General features: G+C 37.2%; 15 protein-coding genes. 11 read left to right on the forward strand and 4 right to left on the reverse strand.

Going from position 1 to position 19,497, the window contains the following annotated elements:
* The first annotated feature begins 64 nt into the window (after nt 1-64).
* The 3 genes from AC1RNE_RS12175 (at nt 65) to AC1RNE_RS12185 (ending at nt 3,019) form a co-directional block, all read left to right on the forward strand.
* Nucleotides 65-1,426: a UDP-N-acetylmuramate--L-alanine ligase gene (locus AC1RNE_RS12175; protein ID WP_492801226.1), complete on the forward strand. Its 1,362-nt coding sequence runs from the start codon at nt 65-67 to the stop codon at nt 1,424-1,426.
* A 76-nt stretch (nt 1,427-1,502) separates the two neighbouring features.
* The gene (gene trpA, locus AC1RNE_RS12180; RefSeq protein WP_492801227.1) at nt 1,503-2,282 is read left to right on the forward strand and encodes a tryptophan synthase subunit alpha; all 780 of its coding nucleotides are present in this window, start codon (nt 1,503-1,505) and stop codon (nt 2,280-2,282) included.
* Nucleotides 2,283-2,377: 95 nt separating this feature from the next.
* Nucleotides 2,378-3,019, forward strand: a complete 642-nt coding sequence (locus tag AC1RNE_RS12185) for a transposase (RefSeq protein WP_492801228.1) — start codon at nt 2,378-2,380, stop codon at nt 3,017-3,019.
* Nucleotides 3,020-3,064: 45 nt separating this feature from the next.
* Here the strand turns inward: AC1RNE_RS12185 and AC1RNE_RS12190 are convergent, their stop codons facing one another.
* Both AC1RNE_RS12190 and AC1RNE_RS12195 read right to left on the reverse strand, forming a co-directional pair.
* Nucleotides 3,065-4,603, reverse strand: coding sequence for a YifB family Mg chelatase-like AAA ATPase (locus AC1RNE_RS12190; protein WP_492801229.1), 1,539 nt, complete (start codon nt 4,601-4,603; stop codon nt 3,065-3,067).
* A 233-nt stretch (nt 4,604-4,836) separates the two neighbouring features.
* Entirely contained in the window at nt 4,837-7,647 is a 2,811-nt protein-coding gene (locus AC1RNE_RS12195) for a M16 family metallopeptidase (protein ID WP_492801230.1), read from the reverse strand.
* Between the two features lie 278 nt (nt 7,648-7,925).
* On the opposite strand from AC1RNE_RS12195, the gene AC1RNE_RS12200 reads away from it, so the two are divergent.
* Together AC1RNE_RS12200 and eutC are read left to right on the forward strand one after the other, a co-directional pair.
* A complete protein-coding gene (locus AC1RNE_RS12200; RefSeq protein WP_492801231.1) occupies nt 7,926-9,251 on the forward strand; it encodes an ethanolamine ammonia-lyase subunit EutB in 1,326 nt (441 codons plus the stop codon).
* Complete coding sequence (eutC, locus tag AC1RNE_RS12205; RefSeq protein WP_492801232.1) at nt 9,251-10,015, forward strand: ethanolamine ammonia-lyase subunit EutC; 765 nt, start codon at nt 9,251-9,253, stop codon at nt 10,013-10,015. Before AC1RNE_RS12200 ends, eutC begins: the two co-directional genes overlap by 1 nt.
* A gap of 426 nt (nt 10,016-10,441) precedes the next feature.
* Here the strand turns inward: eutC and AC1RNE_RS12210 are convergent, their stop codons facing one another.
* Complete coding sequence (locus AC1RNE_RS12210) at nt 10,442-11,107, reverse strand: metal-dependent transcriptional regulator (protein ID WP_492801233.1); 666 nt, start codon at nt 11,105-11,107, stop codon at nt 10,442-10,444.
* Between the two features lie 176 nt (nt 11,108-11,283).
* On the opposite strand from AC1RNE_RS12210, the gene AC1RNE_RS12215 reads away from it, so the two are divergent.
* The 4 genes from AC1RNE_RS12215 to AC1RNE_RS12230 all read left to right on the forward strand — a co-directional run bounded on the left by AC1RNE_RS12215 (nt 11,284) and on the right by AC1RNE_RS12230 (nt 14,256).
* A complete protein-coding gene (locus AC1RNE_RS12215) occupies nt 11,284-12,594 on the forward strand; it encodes an Nramp family divalent metal transporter (protein WP_492801234.1) in 1,311 nt (436 codons plus the stop codon).
* A gap of 28 nt (nt 12,595-12,622) precedes the next feature.
* Nucleotides 12,623-12,976: a phage holin family protein gene (locus AC1RNE_RS12220; RefSeq protein WP_492801235.1), complete on the forward strand. Its 354-nt coding sequence runs from the start codon at nt 12,623-12,625 to the stop codon at nt 12,974-12,976.
* A 139-nt stretch (nt 12,977-13,115) separates the two neighbouring features.
* Nucleotides 13,116-13,514 (forward strand): hypothetical protein, encoded by a 399-nt coding sequence (locus AC1RNE_RS12225; protein ID WP_492801236.1) that lies wholly within the window; start codon nt 13,116-13,118, stop codon nt 13,512-13,514.
* Nucleotides 13,492-14,256, forward strand: coding sequence for a phosphoglycerol geranylgeranyltransferase (locus tag AC1RNE_RS12230; RefSeq protein WP_492801237.1), 765 nt, complete (start codon nt 13,492-13,494; stop codon nt 14,254-14,256). Before AC1RNE_RS12225 ends, AC1RNE_RS12230 begins: the two co-directional genes overlap by 23 nt.
* A 305-nt stretch (nt 14,257-14,561) precedes the next feature.
* On the opposite strand, the gene AC1RNE_RS12235 is transcribed toward AC1RNE_RS12230, so the two are convergent.
* Complete coding sequence (locus AC1RNE_RS12235) at nt 14,562-15,836, reverse strand: Glu/Leu/Phe/Val family dehydrogenase (RefSeq protein WP_309922964.1); 1,275 nt, start codon at nt 15,834-15,836, stop codon at nt 14,562-14,564.
* A gap of 418 nt (nt 15,837-16,254) precedes the next feature.
* On the opposite strand from AC1RNE_RS12235, the gene AC1RNE_RS12240 reads away from it, so the two are divergent.
* Together AC1RNE_RS12240 and AC1RNE_RS12245 are read left to right on the forward strand one after the other, a co-directional pair.
* Nucleotides 16,255-16,647: a TraR/DksA family transcriptional regulator gene (locus AC1RNE_RS12240; protein WP_309922962.1), complete on the forward strand. Its 393-nt coding sequence runs from the start codon at nt 16,255-16,257 to the stop codon at nt 16,645-16,647.
* Between the two features lie 174 nt (nt 16,648-16,821).
* The gene (locus tag AC1RNE_RS12245; protein ID WP_492801238.1) at nt 16,822-19,404 is read left to right on the forward strand and encodes a M14 family metallopeptidase; all 2,583 of its coding nucleotides are present in this window, start codon (nt 16,822-16,824) and stop codon (nt 19,402-19,404) included.
* Nucleotides 19,405-19,497: the final 93 nt, after the last annotated feature.

The following is a 19,497-nucleotide window of genomic DNA, read 5'->3' on the forward strand; positions in this document are numbered from 1 at the left end:
CTATATTTAACGTTCCGTTTTTAGAATTAGTTTCTACGGGGAGTACTTTCCGTAAACAGGTTTCATGAAAAAAATACATTTTATTGCTATCGGAGGTGCAGCGATGCACAATTTAGCCATTGATTTACATAATAAAGGCTATCGTATTACGGGTTCGGATGATGAAATCTATGAGCCTTCACGAACCCTGTTGGGGGAAAAAGGTTTGCTCCCTGCTGAAATAGGTTGGTTTCCTGATAAAATCACGAATGATTTAGACTGTGTAATTTTAGGAATGCACGCTCGGGTAGATAATCCAGAATTAGCTAAAGCCCAAGAATTAGGCATAAAAATTTATTCGTATCCTGAATTTATTTATAGCCAAAGTTTACATAAACAAAGAGTAGTTATTGCGGGAAGTCATGGAAAAACGACCATTACTTCTATGATTTTGCACGTACTGAAATACCATCATCGCAAGTTCGACTATATGGTGGGTGCCAGAATAGAAGGCTTTGATACAATGGCGAGCCTTTCGGATGCTCCTGTGATTGTAATTGAAGGCGATGAATACTTATCATCACCTATCGACCGTCAGCCTAAATTTTTACATTATCATCCCCACGTGGTATTGATGTCAGGTATTGCTTGGGACCATATCAATGTCTATCCAGATTTTAATGATTACGTACATCAGTTTGAATTATTAGCAGACTTACTTCCCAAGGCAGGTAGTTTTATTTATGATGAAACAGACAAATTGGTCAATAAAATTGGAGCAAAAGAATACGAAAGCGTTAGAAAATTCCCTTATTCAGCCCATCCACACAAAGTAAAAGATGGCAAAACATTGTTGATTTTGCCCGATAAGAAAGAATTAGCCATTGAAGTATTCGGAGAGCATAACCTTAAAAATTTGACTGGCGCTAAGTTAGTGCTTTCGCAGATTGGTATTGAAGAGGATGAATTTTATCAAGCTATTCCATCTTTCAAAGGTGCTGCCAAACGCTTAGAATTGGTCGCTGAAAATGCGGAAACGATTATCTATAAAGATTTTGCTCATGCACCGTCTAAGGTAGAAGCAACGACCAAGGCCGTAAAAGCACAATTTCCTAATCGTAAATTAGTAGCCTGTTTAGAATTACATACTTTTAGTAGCTTGAACAAAGACTTTTTAGGAGAATATGCCAACAAATTGAATGCGGCAGATGTTGCTATTGTATATTTTAGTCCGAAGACGCTAGCACATAAAAAACTGCCAGCAATTACGCCAGAGGATATTAAGACTCATTTCAATAACCCTAATTTATTAGTTTTCACAGATAATGCTTCCCTCAAAGACTTCCTATTAGCCGAGCGATGGCGTAACAGTAATTTGTTAATGATGTCATCAGGGACTTTCGATGGACTTGATTTTAAAGAATTATCTCAAGGAATTTTACAATAAAAAATAACACCTCACCCCCAGCCCTACTACGCGTCCGCTCTTTTCAGAGAGGGGCGGGGGTGAGGTAAACCATATCATGAACCGTATTACAGCACTTTTTTCAGTAAAAAAGAATAATCTACTTAACGTATATTTTACAGCAGGCTTTCCGAAAATCAATGATACTAAATTGATTTTGAAATCATTACAAGAAGGCGGAACAGACTTAGTGGAAATAGGAATGCCTTATTCAGACCCAGTGGCAGATGGCGAAACGATTCAACAAGCTAACCAAGTATCGCTCGACAATGGAATGACGGTAAAGCTTTTGTTTGAACAACTAGCAGGCATCCGTCAGGAAGGCATTAGTGTGCCTATCTTATTGATGGGTTATATTAACCCAGTCTTACAATTTGGGGTAGAAGCTTTTTGTCAGAAATGCCAAGAAGTAGGTGTTGATGGCTTGATTTTGCCAGATATGCCTGCTAGCGTGTATGAAGAAGAATACAAAGCTGTTTTTGATAAATATGGTATTCTGAATATCTTCTTGATTACCCCACAAACTAGCGAAAGTAGAATCAGACATATCGACGAAGTATCACACGGTTTTATCTATATGGTTTCTTCGGCAAGTACTACAGGTGCAAAATCAGGGATTTCGGATGCCCAAGAAGAGTATTTTGAAAGAGTAAACAGCATGAATTTAAATAATCCACGACTCATTGGGTTTGGTATTTCGGATAATGAAACCTTTAAAAAGGCTTCCTCTCATGCAGCGGGAGCTATTATAGGTAGTGCTTTTATTAAAATGCTAAGTACTTCAACAGATTTAGATGGAGATACCAAAGCTTTTGTAAAAATGGTGAAAGGTTTATAACAATTCTGTAGCACGAGTTTCTAACTCGTGCTCTTTATAGTATTTTGTGCACGAGTTGAAAACTCGTGCTACAGATACAGTTCTACTCAAAGAATATGAAAAAACAGTTCTATAGAAGAAGTCTACCTCATTTGCAACCTCTTGGTGGAACATACTTCGTTACCTACAATCTCTATGGGAGTATACCTCAGTCAGTATTAGAACAATGGAAAGAAGAATACGCTCGGGCAAAAGCTAATATTATTCAATTTCCCAAAAATTATGAAAATGATTTAGATAAACTAGGAAGACTAGACTTTGCTAAACGAGATACCTTTTATGATACTTATCAAGAGGGAAATCATTACCTGAAAAGTGATGCTATGGCTCAAATAGTCGCAGACTCTTTACATTTTTGGGATAATAAAAAGATAGAATTATATGCGTATTGTATCATGTCCAATCATGTCCATATTGTAATTCGTTTATTTGATGAATCAGAAACTGATACTCCATTTTATTTAGAAGATTTTATGCATTCCGTCAAACGTTTTTCGGCTTTTGAATGTAATAAAATTTTAAACCGTACCAGCCAGTTTTGGCAAAGAGAAAGTTATGATAGACTGGTACGTAATAGAGATGAACTTCATCGAATTTTAAATTATGTATTAAACAATCCTGTCAAAGCAGGTTTATGCCAAGCGAAAAAAGACTGGAAATGGTCTTATATCAAAGAGATTTACAATGATATTATGTAATATATGCAAATGAATATATATACACTATATGTAGTTTGCCTTTTATTACCCCGCCCAGTTCTCTCTATCCAAACTTCTATACTGTATCGCTTCGGCTAAATGTTCGGCACGAATATCTTCTGTGCCTGCTAAGTCGGATATTGTACGGGCTACTCTTAAAATACGGTCGTAAGCACGTGCCGAAAGTTGTAACCTTTCCATCGCTTTTTTCAATAAAGCAACGCCTGCAGTATTAATTTCGCATATCTCTTTCACCATTTGCGAAGGCATCATGGCGTTACAATAAATGGCAGGATGGTCTTTAAAACGAATAGTTTGTATTTCTCTTGCTTTAATTACCCTCTCTCGAATATCAGCAGAACTTTCAGATTTTCTGTTAGACGATAATTGTTCAAACTTTACGGGTGTTACCTCCACATGAAGGTCGATTCTATCTAATAATGGTCCCGATATTTTATTAAGGTATTTTTGCACTACACCTGGCCCACAAACACATTCTTTTTCAGGATGGTTATAATAACCACAAGGGCAAGGATTCATCGAAGCAATCAGCATAAAGCTTGAGGGAAACTCTACTGCCCATCTTGCCCTAGAAATAGATACCTTTCGTTCTTCTAAAGGTTGACGCATTACTTCCAAAGCCGAACGTTTGAATTCTGGTAATTCATCCAAAAACAATACGCCATTATGGGCTAATGAAATTTCTCCAGGTTGTGGGTTTCCTCCTCCACCAACCAAGGCGGCATCTGAAATAGTATGATGTGGCGAACGATAAGGGCGTGTAGAAACTAATGAAGCTTTCGTCCCTAGTTTCCCTGCTACAGAATGTATCTTAGTAGTTTCCAAAGCTTCTTGTAATGAAAGCGGAGGAAGGATAGAAGGAATCCTTTTAGCCAACATAGTTTTTCCAGCACCCGGAGGACCAATCATAATAACATTATGTCCACCCGCTGCGGCTATCTCTAAGGCTCTTTTAATATTTTCTTGTCCTTGCACGTGCGAAAAGTCAGCATCGTAATTGTTCTGAGAGTTAAAGAAAATATCACGCGTATCAGTAACCAAAGGTTCTATCTGAAGTGTTCCTTTCAAAAAGTCAACCGCTTCGCTTAACGTATTGACACCGATGATGTCTAAATTGTTAACAATAGAAGCTTCTGACGCATTTTCAATAGGAAGAATGAATCCTTTCAAGCCTTTTTTTCGGGCTTCAATGGCAATGGGTAAAACTCCTTTTATAGGTCGTAAAGTACCATCTAAGGCTAATTCGCCCATAATGACGTAGTCTTCAAGACTTTTTAAATTACTTTGTCCAGAAGCATGGATAATTCCTAAAGCGATGGGTAAATCATAAGCAGAACCTTCTTTACGGATATCAGCAGGAGCAAGATTTACAACGACTTTGGTACGAGGAAAGAAAAAATCTGTTTGTTTGATGGCGGATTCCACCCGATGAGTAGATTCTTTAACTGCTCCGTCTGGAAGCCCAACAATAAAGAAGTTTTGTCCTTGGCCTTCGCTCACTTCAACAGTGATAATGGTAGCATCAACACCATGAACGGCACTACCGAAGGTTTTTGCAAGCATAGAATGTGGTTTTTATAGAACTTAGTTGAATAAATAATTGGCTAAACAAAGATAAGATAGTTTTACGTTGTTTGATGGTGTTATTGGTAATAATTATGAATGATTTGTAGCACGAGTTTTCAACTCGTGAAGGGACATACCCACGAGTTGAAAACTCGTGCTACTAAAAAAAATGAGGACAAAAGAATTTCTTCCTTTGTCCTCAACTCTCATAATCTTTAGTCTTCAAAAAATTACTTCTTCTCTGGCAACATAATTACTTTAATGACATTATCAGCGAAGTATTTTTTAGCAGCCGTCTTAGTACTTTCAACAGTTACTTTTTTAAGGGCTTCTTCTTCTTTCAAAATGTATTTTACATCGTCACCTTCTTGATACTGAGATTGTAAATAACCCATCCAGAAACCATTGTCACGCAATTGTGTTTCCGTCTGACGTTTCGTTTCTACCTTAAACTTATCGATATCTGTTTGTTCAGCACCTTTTTCTTTTACTTTTTCAATTTCAGCCAAAGTACGTGCTACCAACTTCTCTACGTTTTCAGGAGCACAGCCAAAAGCAATACGGAAATTATAACGTTTAGCAGGAATCTTAGCTGTACTGCCACTTACACCTACACCATATACTCCTGATTCTTCCTCTCTTAATTTCTCAATCAATTTGATTTCCAATACTTCTGATAAAGCTTCAACCTGTGTTTCGCTTTCGGTAGTACCATCAAAATCACCAGACCATACCAATGTAACACGTGCTTTAGGTTCTGTACCTTTGTAAAGTGTTTTTTCAACCTTTCCTTTTGGTGGGCGAATACCTAAATCTTTATAAGTTTCTTTGCGTTTAGTTGATGGCAATCCTCCCAAGTATTTCTCTAACAAAGGCTTAACCTCTTCATTTTTAAAATTCCCTACAAAGAAAAACGTAAAGTCAGAAGCATCTGCAAAGCGTTCTTTATAAATCTGAAAAGCACGAGCAGCATCAATTTTCTCCAATCTTTCTACTGTCATTGGTAAATTACGAGGAGCATAGTTGCTTAAAATTGCCGTTAAAGAGTCACTATACACTTTCTCGGGCGTCAAAGTTTTTTGTTGACTAGCCAAAGCATCACGTTGATTTGCTAGAAAACCTTTTACTACATCAGCATCAAAACGAGGCTGGGTAAAATAACTATACAATAACTGTAATGCCGTTTCTAAGTCTTTAGGATTACTAGAGCCTGAGATGCCTTCAGTCGTTCCTGAAACAAATGGACTAACTCTCGCTACTTTGCCTGTTAAGGCTTTGCGGAGGTTTACCGTAGAGAAATCCCCTAAGCCACCAATAGTGGCAATAGCAGAAGCTACACGAGCATTATCAGCATCTTTGGCACCATATAAATTTGACCCGCCAAAGCTATAACCACCAATCAAAATTTCATCATTTTTAAAATCTGTTGGTTTTAAAACAGCCTTTACACCATTCGCAAAAGTATATTCTGTAAGACCTACTTCTGGAATTAGTTTAGTAGCAATTACTTTAGAACCCGTCGGCAATTTCGCAATCAAAGGCTTATTGACAGTTTGGTCAACATAGGCTGTTACATCTTTTCCAGCTGAATTCAACCATTCTCTGATTTGAGCTTCTGTAGGCAAGGTAGCTTTGTCTTTTTCAGGAGCCATCAAAATCACAGCACGGTTGGTATCAGTAATCAATAAATTACCTAATGAATTGACTTCTTCTAGTTTTATACCTTCCAAATACTGCTTGGTAAACTCATACCCAAATTCAGTTGAAGTTAGGTTTTCATCTTCCAAGAAAGCACCTACCAATCCTTCTACCAATTGTTCAGAATCAGTTTTATCTTTTTCTTTATAAGCCTGTTCTTGACCTACCATGTACTGAGTTTTGGCTCTTTGTAATTCAGAGGCATTAAAACCAAATTTCTTAGCACGAGATACTTCTTCTAAAATTGCTTTCAAGCCTTTCTCTATATTTCCACCTTTTGCCACAACCACGGTGTTGAAAGCATCTAGGTTTCCTAAAAATCCGCTATAACCTGCATAACCATATTGAAAAGGAGGATCAGCTTTTTGCGTAAGCTCTTGAATACGTCCAGAAAGCATTTGATTGAACAATGATCGAAGCATTCCTTCACGACGGTCTTGATAAGTAACGTCTTTGCGTTTTTCTTGCTTATTCATAATCTGAACAATCGTATTAGGTTGCTCAGGGTCGGTGATGATGGCTACATCTGTACTACCGTTCAAATCAATTTTATACTTTGTTCTTGGTTTTTCATTGGCAGGATTTTGAAGACCGCTAAATTTCTCGATAATCATTTTTTCTACCATTGCGACATCTACATCACCTACTACGGCTACGGCTTCTAAATCTGGACGATAAAAATCTTGGTGAAATTGTTTCAGCACTTCATACTTGAAATTCTGTAGGATGTCATCTTTACCAATAGGCAAACGTTTGGCATATTGCGAATTGTTTAGAATGATAGGAAAGAACTTATCACGCATACGTGCCTGAGCGCCTTTGCCTGTACGAGATTCTTCCAATACTACGCCTCTTTCTTTGTCGATTTCAGTAGGGTCTAATGTAGCATTATGAGCCCAGTCTTCCAGAATCTGGATACCTTTTTTGAATACCTCTATCGAATCCGTTGGAACAGGCAACATATATACCGTTTCATCAAAACCTGTATAAGCATTTAAGTCTGCTCCAAAACGGACACCAGATTTTTGAAGAAAATCAACTAACTCGTTTTTCGGAAAGTTTTTAGTGCCATTAAAATTCATGTGCTCCATAAAGTGAGCAAGCCCTTGTTGTGCATCATTTTCCAATACAGACCCCGCCTTTACTATCAAACGCAATTGTGCTCTATTTTTAGGCTCAGCGTTTTTCATGATATAATACTTAAGTCCGTTTGGAAGAACCCCTACTTTTACTTTTGGGTCCATGGGAAGGAGCTTTTTACTCAAATCTTCTTGAGCTATTGCCGTAAATCCCGAGAAGTAACTCAGTGCTACAACAGCGATAAGGGTTGTAATTTTTTTCATGATAATAGATAATTCTCTAACCCCGTAGAGAAGATGCTTATTTTAATGTTTATTCTATTTTGGGGCTACACAAATAATAAACACAAATTTGATGAAAGATTTAATAAAAATGCAAGATAGCATTACCGATGTAGAATAACGGGGTTGATATGAAAAAATTATCATGGGGCGAATGATAAAATAACGTTTCTTTGTATTGACTAAGCTAAAAATGATAATCTATGTATCAAGCCTGTATTCGAAACCATATTTATCACTTTGCAACCCTAAAAACCTTAATGGCAAAGGCCAGTCCTTTGCGTTCTGGGGATGAACTAGCAGGCGTTGCAGCCCATTCAGCCGAAGAACGTGTAGCAGCACAAATGGCCTTAGCGGAGGTGCCTTTGAAAACGTTTTTGACAGAACACCTAGTCTCTTACGAACAAGATGAAATTACACGGTTAATCATCGACACTCACGATATAAAAGCTTTTAGTACAATCAGTCATTTAACCGTCGGAGATTTTAGGAATTTTTTGTTGGAAGAAACCACCGACACTAAGGTTCTCCAAGCTTTACAAAAGGGATTAACCCCCGAGATGGTAGCGGCAGTTAGTAAATTGATGCGTATTCAGGACTTAGTAACTGTTGCCTCAAAATGTGAAGTAATTACACAGTTCAGAAATACCATCGGCATAAAAGGTCATTTTTCTACTCGCTTACAACCCAATCATCCTACCGACGATTTCAAAGGCATTGCCGCCAGTATGATTGATGGACTTTTTTATGGCAGTGGCGATGCTGTGATTGGCATCAACCCAGCTACTGATAATGTCCCTACGGTGATTCGCTTGCTCGAAATGCTAGATAGTGTTCGTCAACGGTTTGATATTCCGATGCAGTCTTGCATTCTTAGCCATATCACTACGACCATTCAAGCGATAGAACAAAATGCTCCCGTCGATTTAGTCTTTCAATCTATCGGAGGTACAGAAGCTACCAATACTTCGTTTGGTGTAAACTTGAATATATTACAAGAGGGATATGAAGCAGGGCTTTCGCTGAAACGCGGTACAATAGGCAATAATTTAATGTACTTTGAAACAGGACAGGGGAGTTCGCTTTCTGCAAATGCGCATCATGGCTTAGACCAGCAAACTTGTGAAACCCGTGCGTATGCAGTAGCGAGGCATTTCAATCCTTTATTGGTCAATACAGTAGTAGGTTTTATTGGCCCTGAGTATTTGTATAATGGCAAACAGATTATTCGAGCAGGTCTTGAAGACCATTTTTGTGGAAAACTGTTAGGGCTACCTATGGGCGTAGATGTTTGCTATACCAATCATGCCGAAGCCGACCAAGACGATATGGATACGTTGTTGACCCTGTTAGGAGCAGCAGGCTGTAATTTTATCATGGGCGTTCCCGGTGCAGACGATGTGATGTTGCATTACCAAAGTACTTCTTTTCACGATGCACTTTACATCCGTCATTTATTGGGTTTAAGACCTGCCCCAGAGTTTGAAGCGTGGCTCATGAAAATGAATATTTTTGATGAAAAAATGAGCTTAAAATCAGGAAATAAGCAATTAATCAGCAGTGTAACTGGATTTATTGAAGGATAATGGAAATAAATAAAACAGTATCTGCCGACCAATGGCAATTTTTACAAAACTATACACCCGCTCGTATTGCTCGTGGGCGAGCTGGGCATAGTTTGCCGACTGCTGAATTATTGAAATTTCAATCCGACCATGCTCAGGCAAGAGATGCTGTTTATTCTGAAATTCAGATAACCAGTTTGCAAGAGGCTTTTATATCAAATTTTAAGATAGAAGTATTACCCTTGCAAAGTGAAGTTAAGTCTCGTTCACAATATCTTCAACGTCCCGACTTAGGAAGAATTATTTGCCAACTATCTAGAGAAACATTGATTGAAAAAGAGGTTTCCGAATCCGACATTTGTTTTGTCATTGCTGATGGACTCTCGGCAAAAGCCATTAACGAACATTCCTTTCCCTTTTTACAACGATTACTTCCGAAACTTCAAGCGGATAATTGGAAGATTGCACCGATTTGTATTGTTGAACAAGGGAGAGTAGCGATTGCTGATGAGATAGGCTTTTTATTAAAATCAAACATCGTCGTTATTTTAATTGGCGAACGCCCAGGGCTTACTTCATCAGATAGTATGGGCGCTTATATTACTTACCAACCTCAATTGGGACTGACTGACGAAAGTAGAAATTGTGTCTCCAATATTCGTCCAGAAGGATTAAACTATGCGCTAGCCTCAGAAAAGATTTTTTATCTTTTGAATGAAATAAGAGGGAAAAAAATAAGCGGTGTACAACTAAAAGACGAGATGGCTGATTATAAATTACTTTAAAAAATTGAGTCTTTTTGTGTAGTAAAGATTGGCTAAAATTATAAAGGCTAATGATTGGCAAAAAAAGGGATAACAAAGAATTTTTCAGGGAATTAACATAAGTTAATATTGCAAACAAGAAAATACAATATTAAATCTGAAAATAGTTTTGTAAAGGTTGGTTGCTTTCAAGCAATTAATTATCAAAAAAACTAATTAATAAAATTTAGGTAGAAAGAATTTGCCGTTTCGTAAACAAATTCGTGGAGTTCATAAAGAAATATTCTTGGTTCGTGTAATATTTTATAAGTTTATACAAGGATTTCTTTGAAAATGCTTGACTTAAACTCCATTTTTTCTATCTTTGTAATGTGTTCATAGAACGCAGATTTTTTAACCTAATAACGTGGCGGCGTTGTTAGGTTTTTTTTATGTTTTTATTCAAAATCAATTTTTGATACTTTTTACTAACAGATTCTTGGCTACTTCGTGGCTAATGAAATGATTAGAGGTTTCCCCAAGACTAACACATAACGATTTATCAAATTCATTCAATTCCTTTACGACAATGTGGCAACCTAGAGTTAGGCCTATCTTGGCCAAGTACTGTAAAAAAGTAGGGGAGTGTTCAGATACCCCAACCATTACAACATGTTGTCCGACTGCAATTTCGGACAGATTCTGATATCGTAATTCAGGCATCACTCCGAAAGTATCTGGAATTGGGTCACCGTGTGGATCAAACTTAGGAAAGCCTAAAAATTCGTCAAGTCTTTCAACCAACTCTTCAGAATCGATATGTTCTAACTGCTCGGCAATTTCATGTACTTCATCCCAATTAAAGCCTAATTTCTCTACTAAAAAAACTTCCCATAAACGGTGTTTTCTAATCACCTTTAATGCCACAGCCTCACCCAACTCTGTCAGTCTCACACCCTGATATTTTTGGTAATTAACCAGTTGCTTTTCAGAAAGTTTTCTAAGCATATCCGAAACCGATGCCGCTTTCGTAAGCGTCAGTTCAGCTACAGCATTAGTACTGACTTCACTGCCAGTTTCTGCAGAAAGCTTATAAATTATTTTAAGGTAGTTTTCTTCCGTGAATGAAGTCATGACAAATATTCTTTGGGACAATAACAGTAGTTGTTTGTATTACAAAGATATTATTTAATAAGTGAAAAAATAAATTTTAGGTTAATCTAAAAATAAATTTTGAATTGTAGTGAACAAAAAATAAATTTACGTTATATATCTAAGTCAGCCCCTTACAATTTAATACAATATTTAGCATGGACCTTAAAAATACAATTATAAATCAGTCGTTACCAGAAGTATATGGTTCAATACAAGTGCCTAAAAATGGTTCTTTTTCCAAAAAACTATGGGCTTTTACAGGCCCAGGTTTAATGGTTGCAGTGGGGTACATGGACCCTGGAAACTGGGCAACAGATATTGCTGGGGGTGCAAAATTTGGCTATACACTCATTTCGGTAATCCTTATTTCTAATATTTTTGCGATGCTACTCCAGCATCTATCATTAAAACTAGGAATTGCCACAGGACGAGACCTAGCACAGGCTTGTCGCCATGCTTATTCAAAACCTGTTGCCATCACACTATGGGTTTTGTGCGAGATTGCTATCGCCGCTTGCGATTTAGCAGAAGTCATAGGTTCTGCAATAGCCATTAATTTACTTTTTGGTTTACCGCTCTCAGTAGGAGTTGTGATTACCGTTTTAGATGTCTTGGTACTATTATATTTCCAAGGAAAAGGATTTAGGACACTAGAGTCTATTGTGGCAGGATTAATCTTTATGATTTTTTGTTGTTTCGGGTATGAGATATTTGTATCTCAACCTTCTATCAAAGAAATTTTCGGGAATATTTTACCTAAACCTGAAATCCTGACTAATCCTGAAATGTTGTACGTTGCCATTGGTATCTTGGGTGCTACGGTAATGCCTCATAATTTATACTTACATTCTAGTATTGTTCAAACACGAAATTTTGAAAAAAATAGTGAAGGAAAACGCTCTGCAATATTTTTTGCGACGATAGACTCAAACTTATCGTTATCAATAGCATTCTTTATCAACGCTGCTATTTTAATTATTTCTGCCGCTACGTTCCACCATACAGGAAATCAAAATGTGGCAGATATCAACGATGCTTATCACTTGCTTGACCCAGTTTTGGGGGTAAAGTTTGCTGGAATATTTTTTGCTGTAGCTTTATTGGCTTCTGGACAAAACTCTACTTTAACAGGAACTTTGGCAGGACAAATCGTGATGGAAGGCTTTTTGAATTTGAGATTAAAGCCATGGTTGAGAAGACTAATAACGCGCTTAATAGCAGTGATTCCTGCTTTGATAGTAACGATACTTTATGGAGAAAGAGGAACGGGCGAATTACTGGTACTTAGCCAAGTGATATTATCATTACAACTTAGTTTTGCGGTAGTACCTTTGATTCTTTTCACAAATGATAAAACGCAGATGGGTGAATTTGTTAATTCTACATTTATGAAAATCTGTTCTTGGATTGTCGCAATTATCATCATTGTATTAAATGGATATTTGCTTTGGGATACTATTTTTTAGTTATTTGTATTGCAAAAATAACTAAGCCATGAAAATACCAGAGACAAACGGATTGATTGACAACATCTATAAGTATGTACAAACGTATGTAGAAATTGCAAAACTTGAAGTAGAAGAAAGAGTTCAGGAAACGATTAAAAAGTTGATTATCGGAGCAATCCTTGTATTATCAGGCTTGTTACTTCTCTTATTCTTCCTTCTTACTTTGGCATTATTTTTAAACCATGTTTTCAAAAGCGAATACCTTGGTTTTCTAGCAGTTACAGTTTTCCTAGCCATTGTGATAACCTTTGTTTTTTATCTTGGAAAAAAACTACTAAAACCTGATACAATTACACAAAGTATCGAAGTAGAAACTCAATCCAGCTTTCAAGAAAATTAAAAGATAATTCTTTCTTTAAATTTTTACGCAAAAAAGCAATTTTTATTACTTTTGAATAGTTTTAGATACGTACACAGTTATTGTGTCAGCGATTTGTGCAATGAATTTACTCGGACAATAACAGAATAACGTAAAGATTATGTTTCCAGCAGTTAGCCCCAAAAAAATCTCTGAACGTAAGCGACAATTACATTTAGAAGCGAAAGCATATAAAGAAACGATTGATGGACAGGTTAGCAACCTTAAATCAGAAGCTACCCGTATAGGTACGAGAGCCCTTATCATTGGTGGTGTTTTAGCTACTAGTTATTTACTATTTAGCTATTTGACCTCGGATGATGAAAAAAAAGTATCTGCCAAAATATCAGAAAACGGTAATTTACCTGTTATTGTAAAAAAAGAAAAAGCGAAAGAATCGTGGCTTATTTCATCTATCAAAGGGTATATGTTGTCATTTTTAATGGCCATTGCCAAAGATAAAATCATAGAAGCCCTTTCGATTTTAAAAGAAAATTATGCAGAGAAATCTTCTCAATAAATTTTATGAGCTGAAAGCTCAAGGCAAAAAAGCATTTGCTGTCTTGATTGACCCCGACAAAGTCAATGATGACAGCTTTTCGCATTTAATAAGCTTAAGTAAAGAGCAAGCAGTAGATTTCTTTTTTGTGGGCGGTAGTTTAATTACTAGCTCTATCATGGAAAAGGTAATTACGGATATTAAGGCTAATTGTGATATACCAGTGGTGCTATTTCCTGGTAATAGCTTGCATCTTAATAATAAAGTAGATGGTGTATTATTTCTGTCTTTGATTTCGGGTAGAAACCCTGATTACCTGATAGGTCAACAAGTAATTTCTGCGCCTATTCTGAAAAGAAGCGGCATAGAAGTATTGCCGACAGGCTACATGATTATTGATAGCGGTCGCCAAACTACGGTTTCCTATATTTCTAATACCACACCCATTCCGCACGACAAACCAAGCATTGCCGCTTGTACGGCTATGGCAGGTGAAATGTTAGGGTTGAAATTAATCTATATGGATGCGGGTTCAGGTGCATACAATGCAGTTTCTCCAGAAATGATTGCCGCAGTACAACAATCTGTTGATGTACCCATCATCGTAGGAGGAGGAATAAATACGGCTAAGAAAGCACATGATGCTTTAAGGGCGGGTGCAGATATCATTGTGGTTGGCAATGCTATTGAAGAACGAATAGAATTAATCAAAGATATTGCTAAAACTGTAAGGAGCTTCAATGAAGTGAATTCACTTGCTTAGGAGTGGCAATAAAATAAGCTTAACCGTGGTCAGAACACTATTCTTGACTATCTCTCGTTGTGTTCTGTGGCACACAGAACACGGTTAAGATTGTAGTTCCGTTAGGAACACTATATCGGTAGAAGAAGCATCCTATTAATCTCCCAAGCCCCATCGGGGCGAAATATTTCGCCCCGATGGGGCTTGGAGAGAATGTTATTTAGCAAATATAACTACCGATATTTCGCCTCTATGAGGCAATTTTGTCAAACTTCCCTATTTTAAGAGAAATTTAGGATAACTCATGTGTAGTATTAATTGATTAATCAATACCCTCCACGGAATTTATAAGTATCAGCCACTTTTTTAATCGCTACGATATAAGCCGCAATACGCATAGGTACTTTAAATTGTTGGGATGTTAAGAATACTTTATCAAAAGCATCTTTCATAATTCTATCTGAACGACGATTGATACGATCGAGATTCCATTTATAACCCATACGGTTTTGAACCCATTCAAAATAAGATACCGTAACACCACCAGCATTCGCTAGAATATCTGGCACTACTAATATTCCTTTTTCATTAATAATATCATCAGCAGAAGCAGACGTTGGGCCATTGGCTCCTTCAACAATCAATTTTGCTTGAATATAAGGTGCATTTTCGATAGTGATAACATCTTCTTTAGCAGCAGGTACTAGTACATCCACGTCTAAAGTCAATAGCTCTTCGTTCGAGATTCTTTCAGCCCCAGGGAAATTTGCTAATGTGCCTTTGTTTAAGTCTCTGAATTTAATAGCGCCTTCAATATCGATACCGTTCTCGTTGTAATAAGCACCAGAAATATCAGAAATTGCTTTTATCATTACACCACGTTCATGCAATAAACTAGCTGCATGCGAACCCACATTACCAAAACCCTGAACGGCCGCCGTAGATTTATAAGGGTTGATTTTAAGTTTATCCATGCCTGCCAAAGCTGAAACCATTACGCCACGACCTGTTGCTTCTGTACGACCTAACGAACCTCCTAAAACCAAAGGCTTACCTGTTACAACGGCATTGACGGTCATTCCTTTTGCTTTAGAGTACTCATCCATCAACCAAGCCATTTCGCGAGGGCCAGTACCCATATCGGGTGCAGGAATGTCTCTGTCTGGACCAAATACATCCAACATTGATACTGTGTAAGCACGCATCAAACGTTCCATCTCACCAGCCGACATTTCACGAGGATTGCAAGCGATACCACCTTTTGCTCCGCCATAAGGAATATCTACTACAGCACATTTCCATGTCATCCAAGCAGCTAATGCGCGTACTTCATCAATATTTACAGCAGGGTCAAAACGAATTCCTCCTTTTGATGGCCCAAGGATATTAGAGTGTATCACACGGTAGCCTTCAAATACCTTAATACTTCCATTATCCATTGTGATGGGTAATCCCACTGTTACCTGACGGGCAGGGACTTTAAGGATATAATACATTTCATCAGAAATTCCCAATAATTCAACTGCTTTGTCAAAGCGTTGCATCATGGATTCTAGCGGGTTTTCTTTGTCCTTGATAGGAGCGGGCTCTAAATAAGTCATTGTTTTTATATATCCGACTACCATTATTATAGGAGATTGAAATATTAGGAAAATACTATTTCCCGTTTTTCTCTAAATAAGTGGTAATCAGGCCTTGAGATTTGTTTTTGTTGATTATGCACAAACATAACACACTTGAAACGACAAAAACAAGTACTTTGTATGTAAGTATAAATACCTGATTTTTAATCAAAAAACATAAATTTGAGGTATTTTTGCTTTTTGCTTTTTAACTTTATGGAAGATAGATGCGTTTGCCAAATAATCGTTGGTTAATTCTTAAAATTAAGGAATTATAAAATTTTAGAAAAATTTAATTTATTCTTGAAATATTGCAAATTTTAAAATCAACAACTTATCTTTGCAAAAATTTTAAATGCTATTAATTTAATATTCAACCCAAACAGCCCAATTGAATATGAACACAATTGTAGAAGAAAAAACGCGATACTCTGAGGAAGAGCTAAAAGAATTTGAAGTGCTTATCACTAACAAATTGGAAGATGCACGTGGCGAGTTAAACTACATTCGTGAAGCATTACACAAACGTAATGATCCGGGAACAGATGTGACAGCAGGTAGCTCTAAGCCAATGGAAGATGGCGCTGATACTTCTGAAAAAGAAAGCATGAGCCAATTAGCAGCACGTTTGCAAAAATTTGCTACTCAGTTAGAGAATGCTTTAATCCGTATCAAAAATGGCACTTATGGTGTATGCATCGATACTGGAAAATTGATTCCTAAAGAACGTTTAAGAGCTGTACCTCATACACAACAGACAATTGAAGCGAAGTTGATGAAACAACGCTAATTATCTGAAAGGCAATTTTAGTATTATTGATGATAGAGTTTTTTCTAATAAAATCTCTATAGACTATTTATTGTGCCCTCTTATTTGTTTCGCTCATTCAAAATTCAAAAGTATTTTAAGGCTATAGCATCTTATAGCTTATTTTAATTGTGCATCATCATCAAACTAATCAATATGACAAACAACTTTCCTCTTTACATTCCTAGCAAAAAGCGGTTAACCGCTTTTTTGTTTTTTATGCTTATTCGTACTTGCTTCGGACAAGTACCAAATAGCTACTTTCTGCCACAGAATATTAGTTATGACCCTAAAATTCCTACACCACAGCAATATCTGGGGTATCAGGTAGGCGACTGGCATATTCAGCATGAGCAATTGATGGGCTATATGAAAAAAGTAGCTGAATTATCAGACAGGGTTGAAGTAAGTGAATATGGTCGTAGTTATGAAAACAGACAATTGTTATTACTGACGATTTCGTCTCCTAAAAACCTTGCGAATGCTGACAAAATTAAAGCAGACCATCATAAATTAGTAGAACCTGATAAATCGTCAAGCTTAGATACTAAAAATATGCCTATCGTAGTGTGGATGGGCTATTCTGTACACGGAAACGAGGCCAGTGGTACCAATGCTTCAGTATTGGCATTATATTATTTGGCGGCGGCTCAAGGGGCTGAAATAGATTCTATCTTGAACGAATCAGTCATTTTACTCGACCCACGCATTAATCCAGATGGTGGCGAGCGTTTTTCAAGTTGGGTGAATGCTAACAAAAGCATGAACATGGTATCTGACCCAAACAGTAGAGAATTGAATGAGATGTGGCCTGGGGGACGTTATAACCATTATTGGTTCGATCTTAACCGTGATTGGCTTTATACCCAACATCCTGAAAGTAAAGGCAGAATACAGAAATTTCATGAATGGAAACCAAATATCTTGACTGACCACCATGAGATGGGGCCTAATTCATCATTCTTCTTTCAACCCGGTATTCCAGCCAGAACGCACCCACTTACGCCAAAGAAAAATATAGATTTAACCGAGGTAATAGGTAAGTTTCATGCGGCAGCGTTAGATAAAATCGGGTCATTATACTTCACGAAAGAAGGTTATGACGATTTTTACTACGGAAAAGGCTCAACCTTCCCAGACGTGCAAGGAAGTATCGGTATTCTGTTTGAACAAGCGAGTTCTCGTGGACATTTACAAGAAACACAGAATGGCAATATGAGCTTTGCTTTTACCGTTAGAAACCAATTTGTTACTACGCTTTCTACGTTGCGTGCAGCTAAGGCGATGCGTCAGGATTTGTTAGATTATCAAAGAAGTTTCTATCAAGAAAAATCTACTTCGGCTACCAAAGCTTATGTTTTTGGCGGAGGTGCTGATAAAGTAAAGGTTTGGGAAATGATTAATATCCTTCGTCAACACGAAATAGATGTTTTCAATGTATCAAAAGATGAAACATTGGATGGAAAAACCTTTAAAAAGGGAGAAGCATTTGTAGTGCCTCTAAATCAGCCACAATACCGTTTAGTTCAAGGGATTTTTGAAAAACGTACTACTTTTGAAGATTCTCTTTTCTATGATATTTCGGCGTGGTCTATGCCTCATTGTTTTAATGTGCCTTATTCAGAAGCTAAGATTGCTTTAACTTTAGGAGATAAGTTAACCAAGAATGAGTTTCCGAAAGGAAAAATCATTGGTAATACTACCTATGGTTACGTATTTGAATGGGATAGCTATTTTGCGCCAAGAGCAGCCTATGAATTACAGAAGAAAGGCTACAAACTAAAAGTAGCTACTGAGCCTTTTACAGGAGTGTTTGAAGGTGGAACAAAAGCATTTAGCTATGGTACCGTAGAAATCACCGTTGGTTCAAATCAACAAGCAGATTTCGTTGCCTTGAAAACATTGTTACAAACACTGGCTGAAAGAGATGGCATTGACTTCTATGCTTTACAAACAGGCTTAACACCATCAGGAATTGATTTAGGAAGTAGCTATTTCGCACCGATGCGCCAACCGAAGGTTTTGATGTTGACAGGAACGGGCGTGAATCCGAACGATGCGGGTGAGATTTGGCATTTATTAGATACAAGGGTAAACATTCCTCTATCGATGTCGGATATTACGCAAGTAAACCGCATGAGTTTAGAGAAATATAATACCTTGATTCTTTCAAGTGGTGAATATAGTACTTTGAATGAGGAGAAAATAAAAGCATGGGTAAGAGGAGGCGGTACTTTAATCGCTTTAACGGATGCGGTAGAATGGGCTTCGGCAAAAGGCTTATCACCTGTAAAAATTAAAAATATTCCTGCTGATACTGCTACTGCTAAGCCTTATGCGTTGGCAGAACGCTATAAAGGTGCACAACAAACAAGTGGTGCTATTTTCCAAGTGAAACTAGACCCAACGCACCCAATTGGCTATGGCTATAAAGACCAAACGCTAAGCGTTTTCAGAGATAATAATATTTATTTAGAGAAAATTAAAGACCCATACAATGCACCATTGATTTATACTAACGACCCTTTGGTAAGTGGTTATATCACTGAACGTAACAAGAAGTTAATGAAGAATACACCATCGGTAGTAGCAACAGCTTTTGGAGCAGGAAAGGTGATTGTAATGACGGATAATCCAAACTTCAGAGCATTTTGGTATGGTACTAACAAATTGTTTTTAAATGCTATTTTCTTTGGCTCAACAATACTTTCAGGAGTACGTGGGGGAGATGAGGATTAAGCTTTTAGCTATCAGATTTCAGCTGTCGGTCATCGGCTATTGAGATTTAGATAATTTATTATTAGTCGGCTTTCGGTTTATCGGAAGCCGACT

It is taken from the genome of Arcicella sp. GW822-FHT02H01 (genome assembly GCF_058802005.1).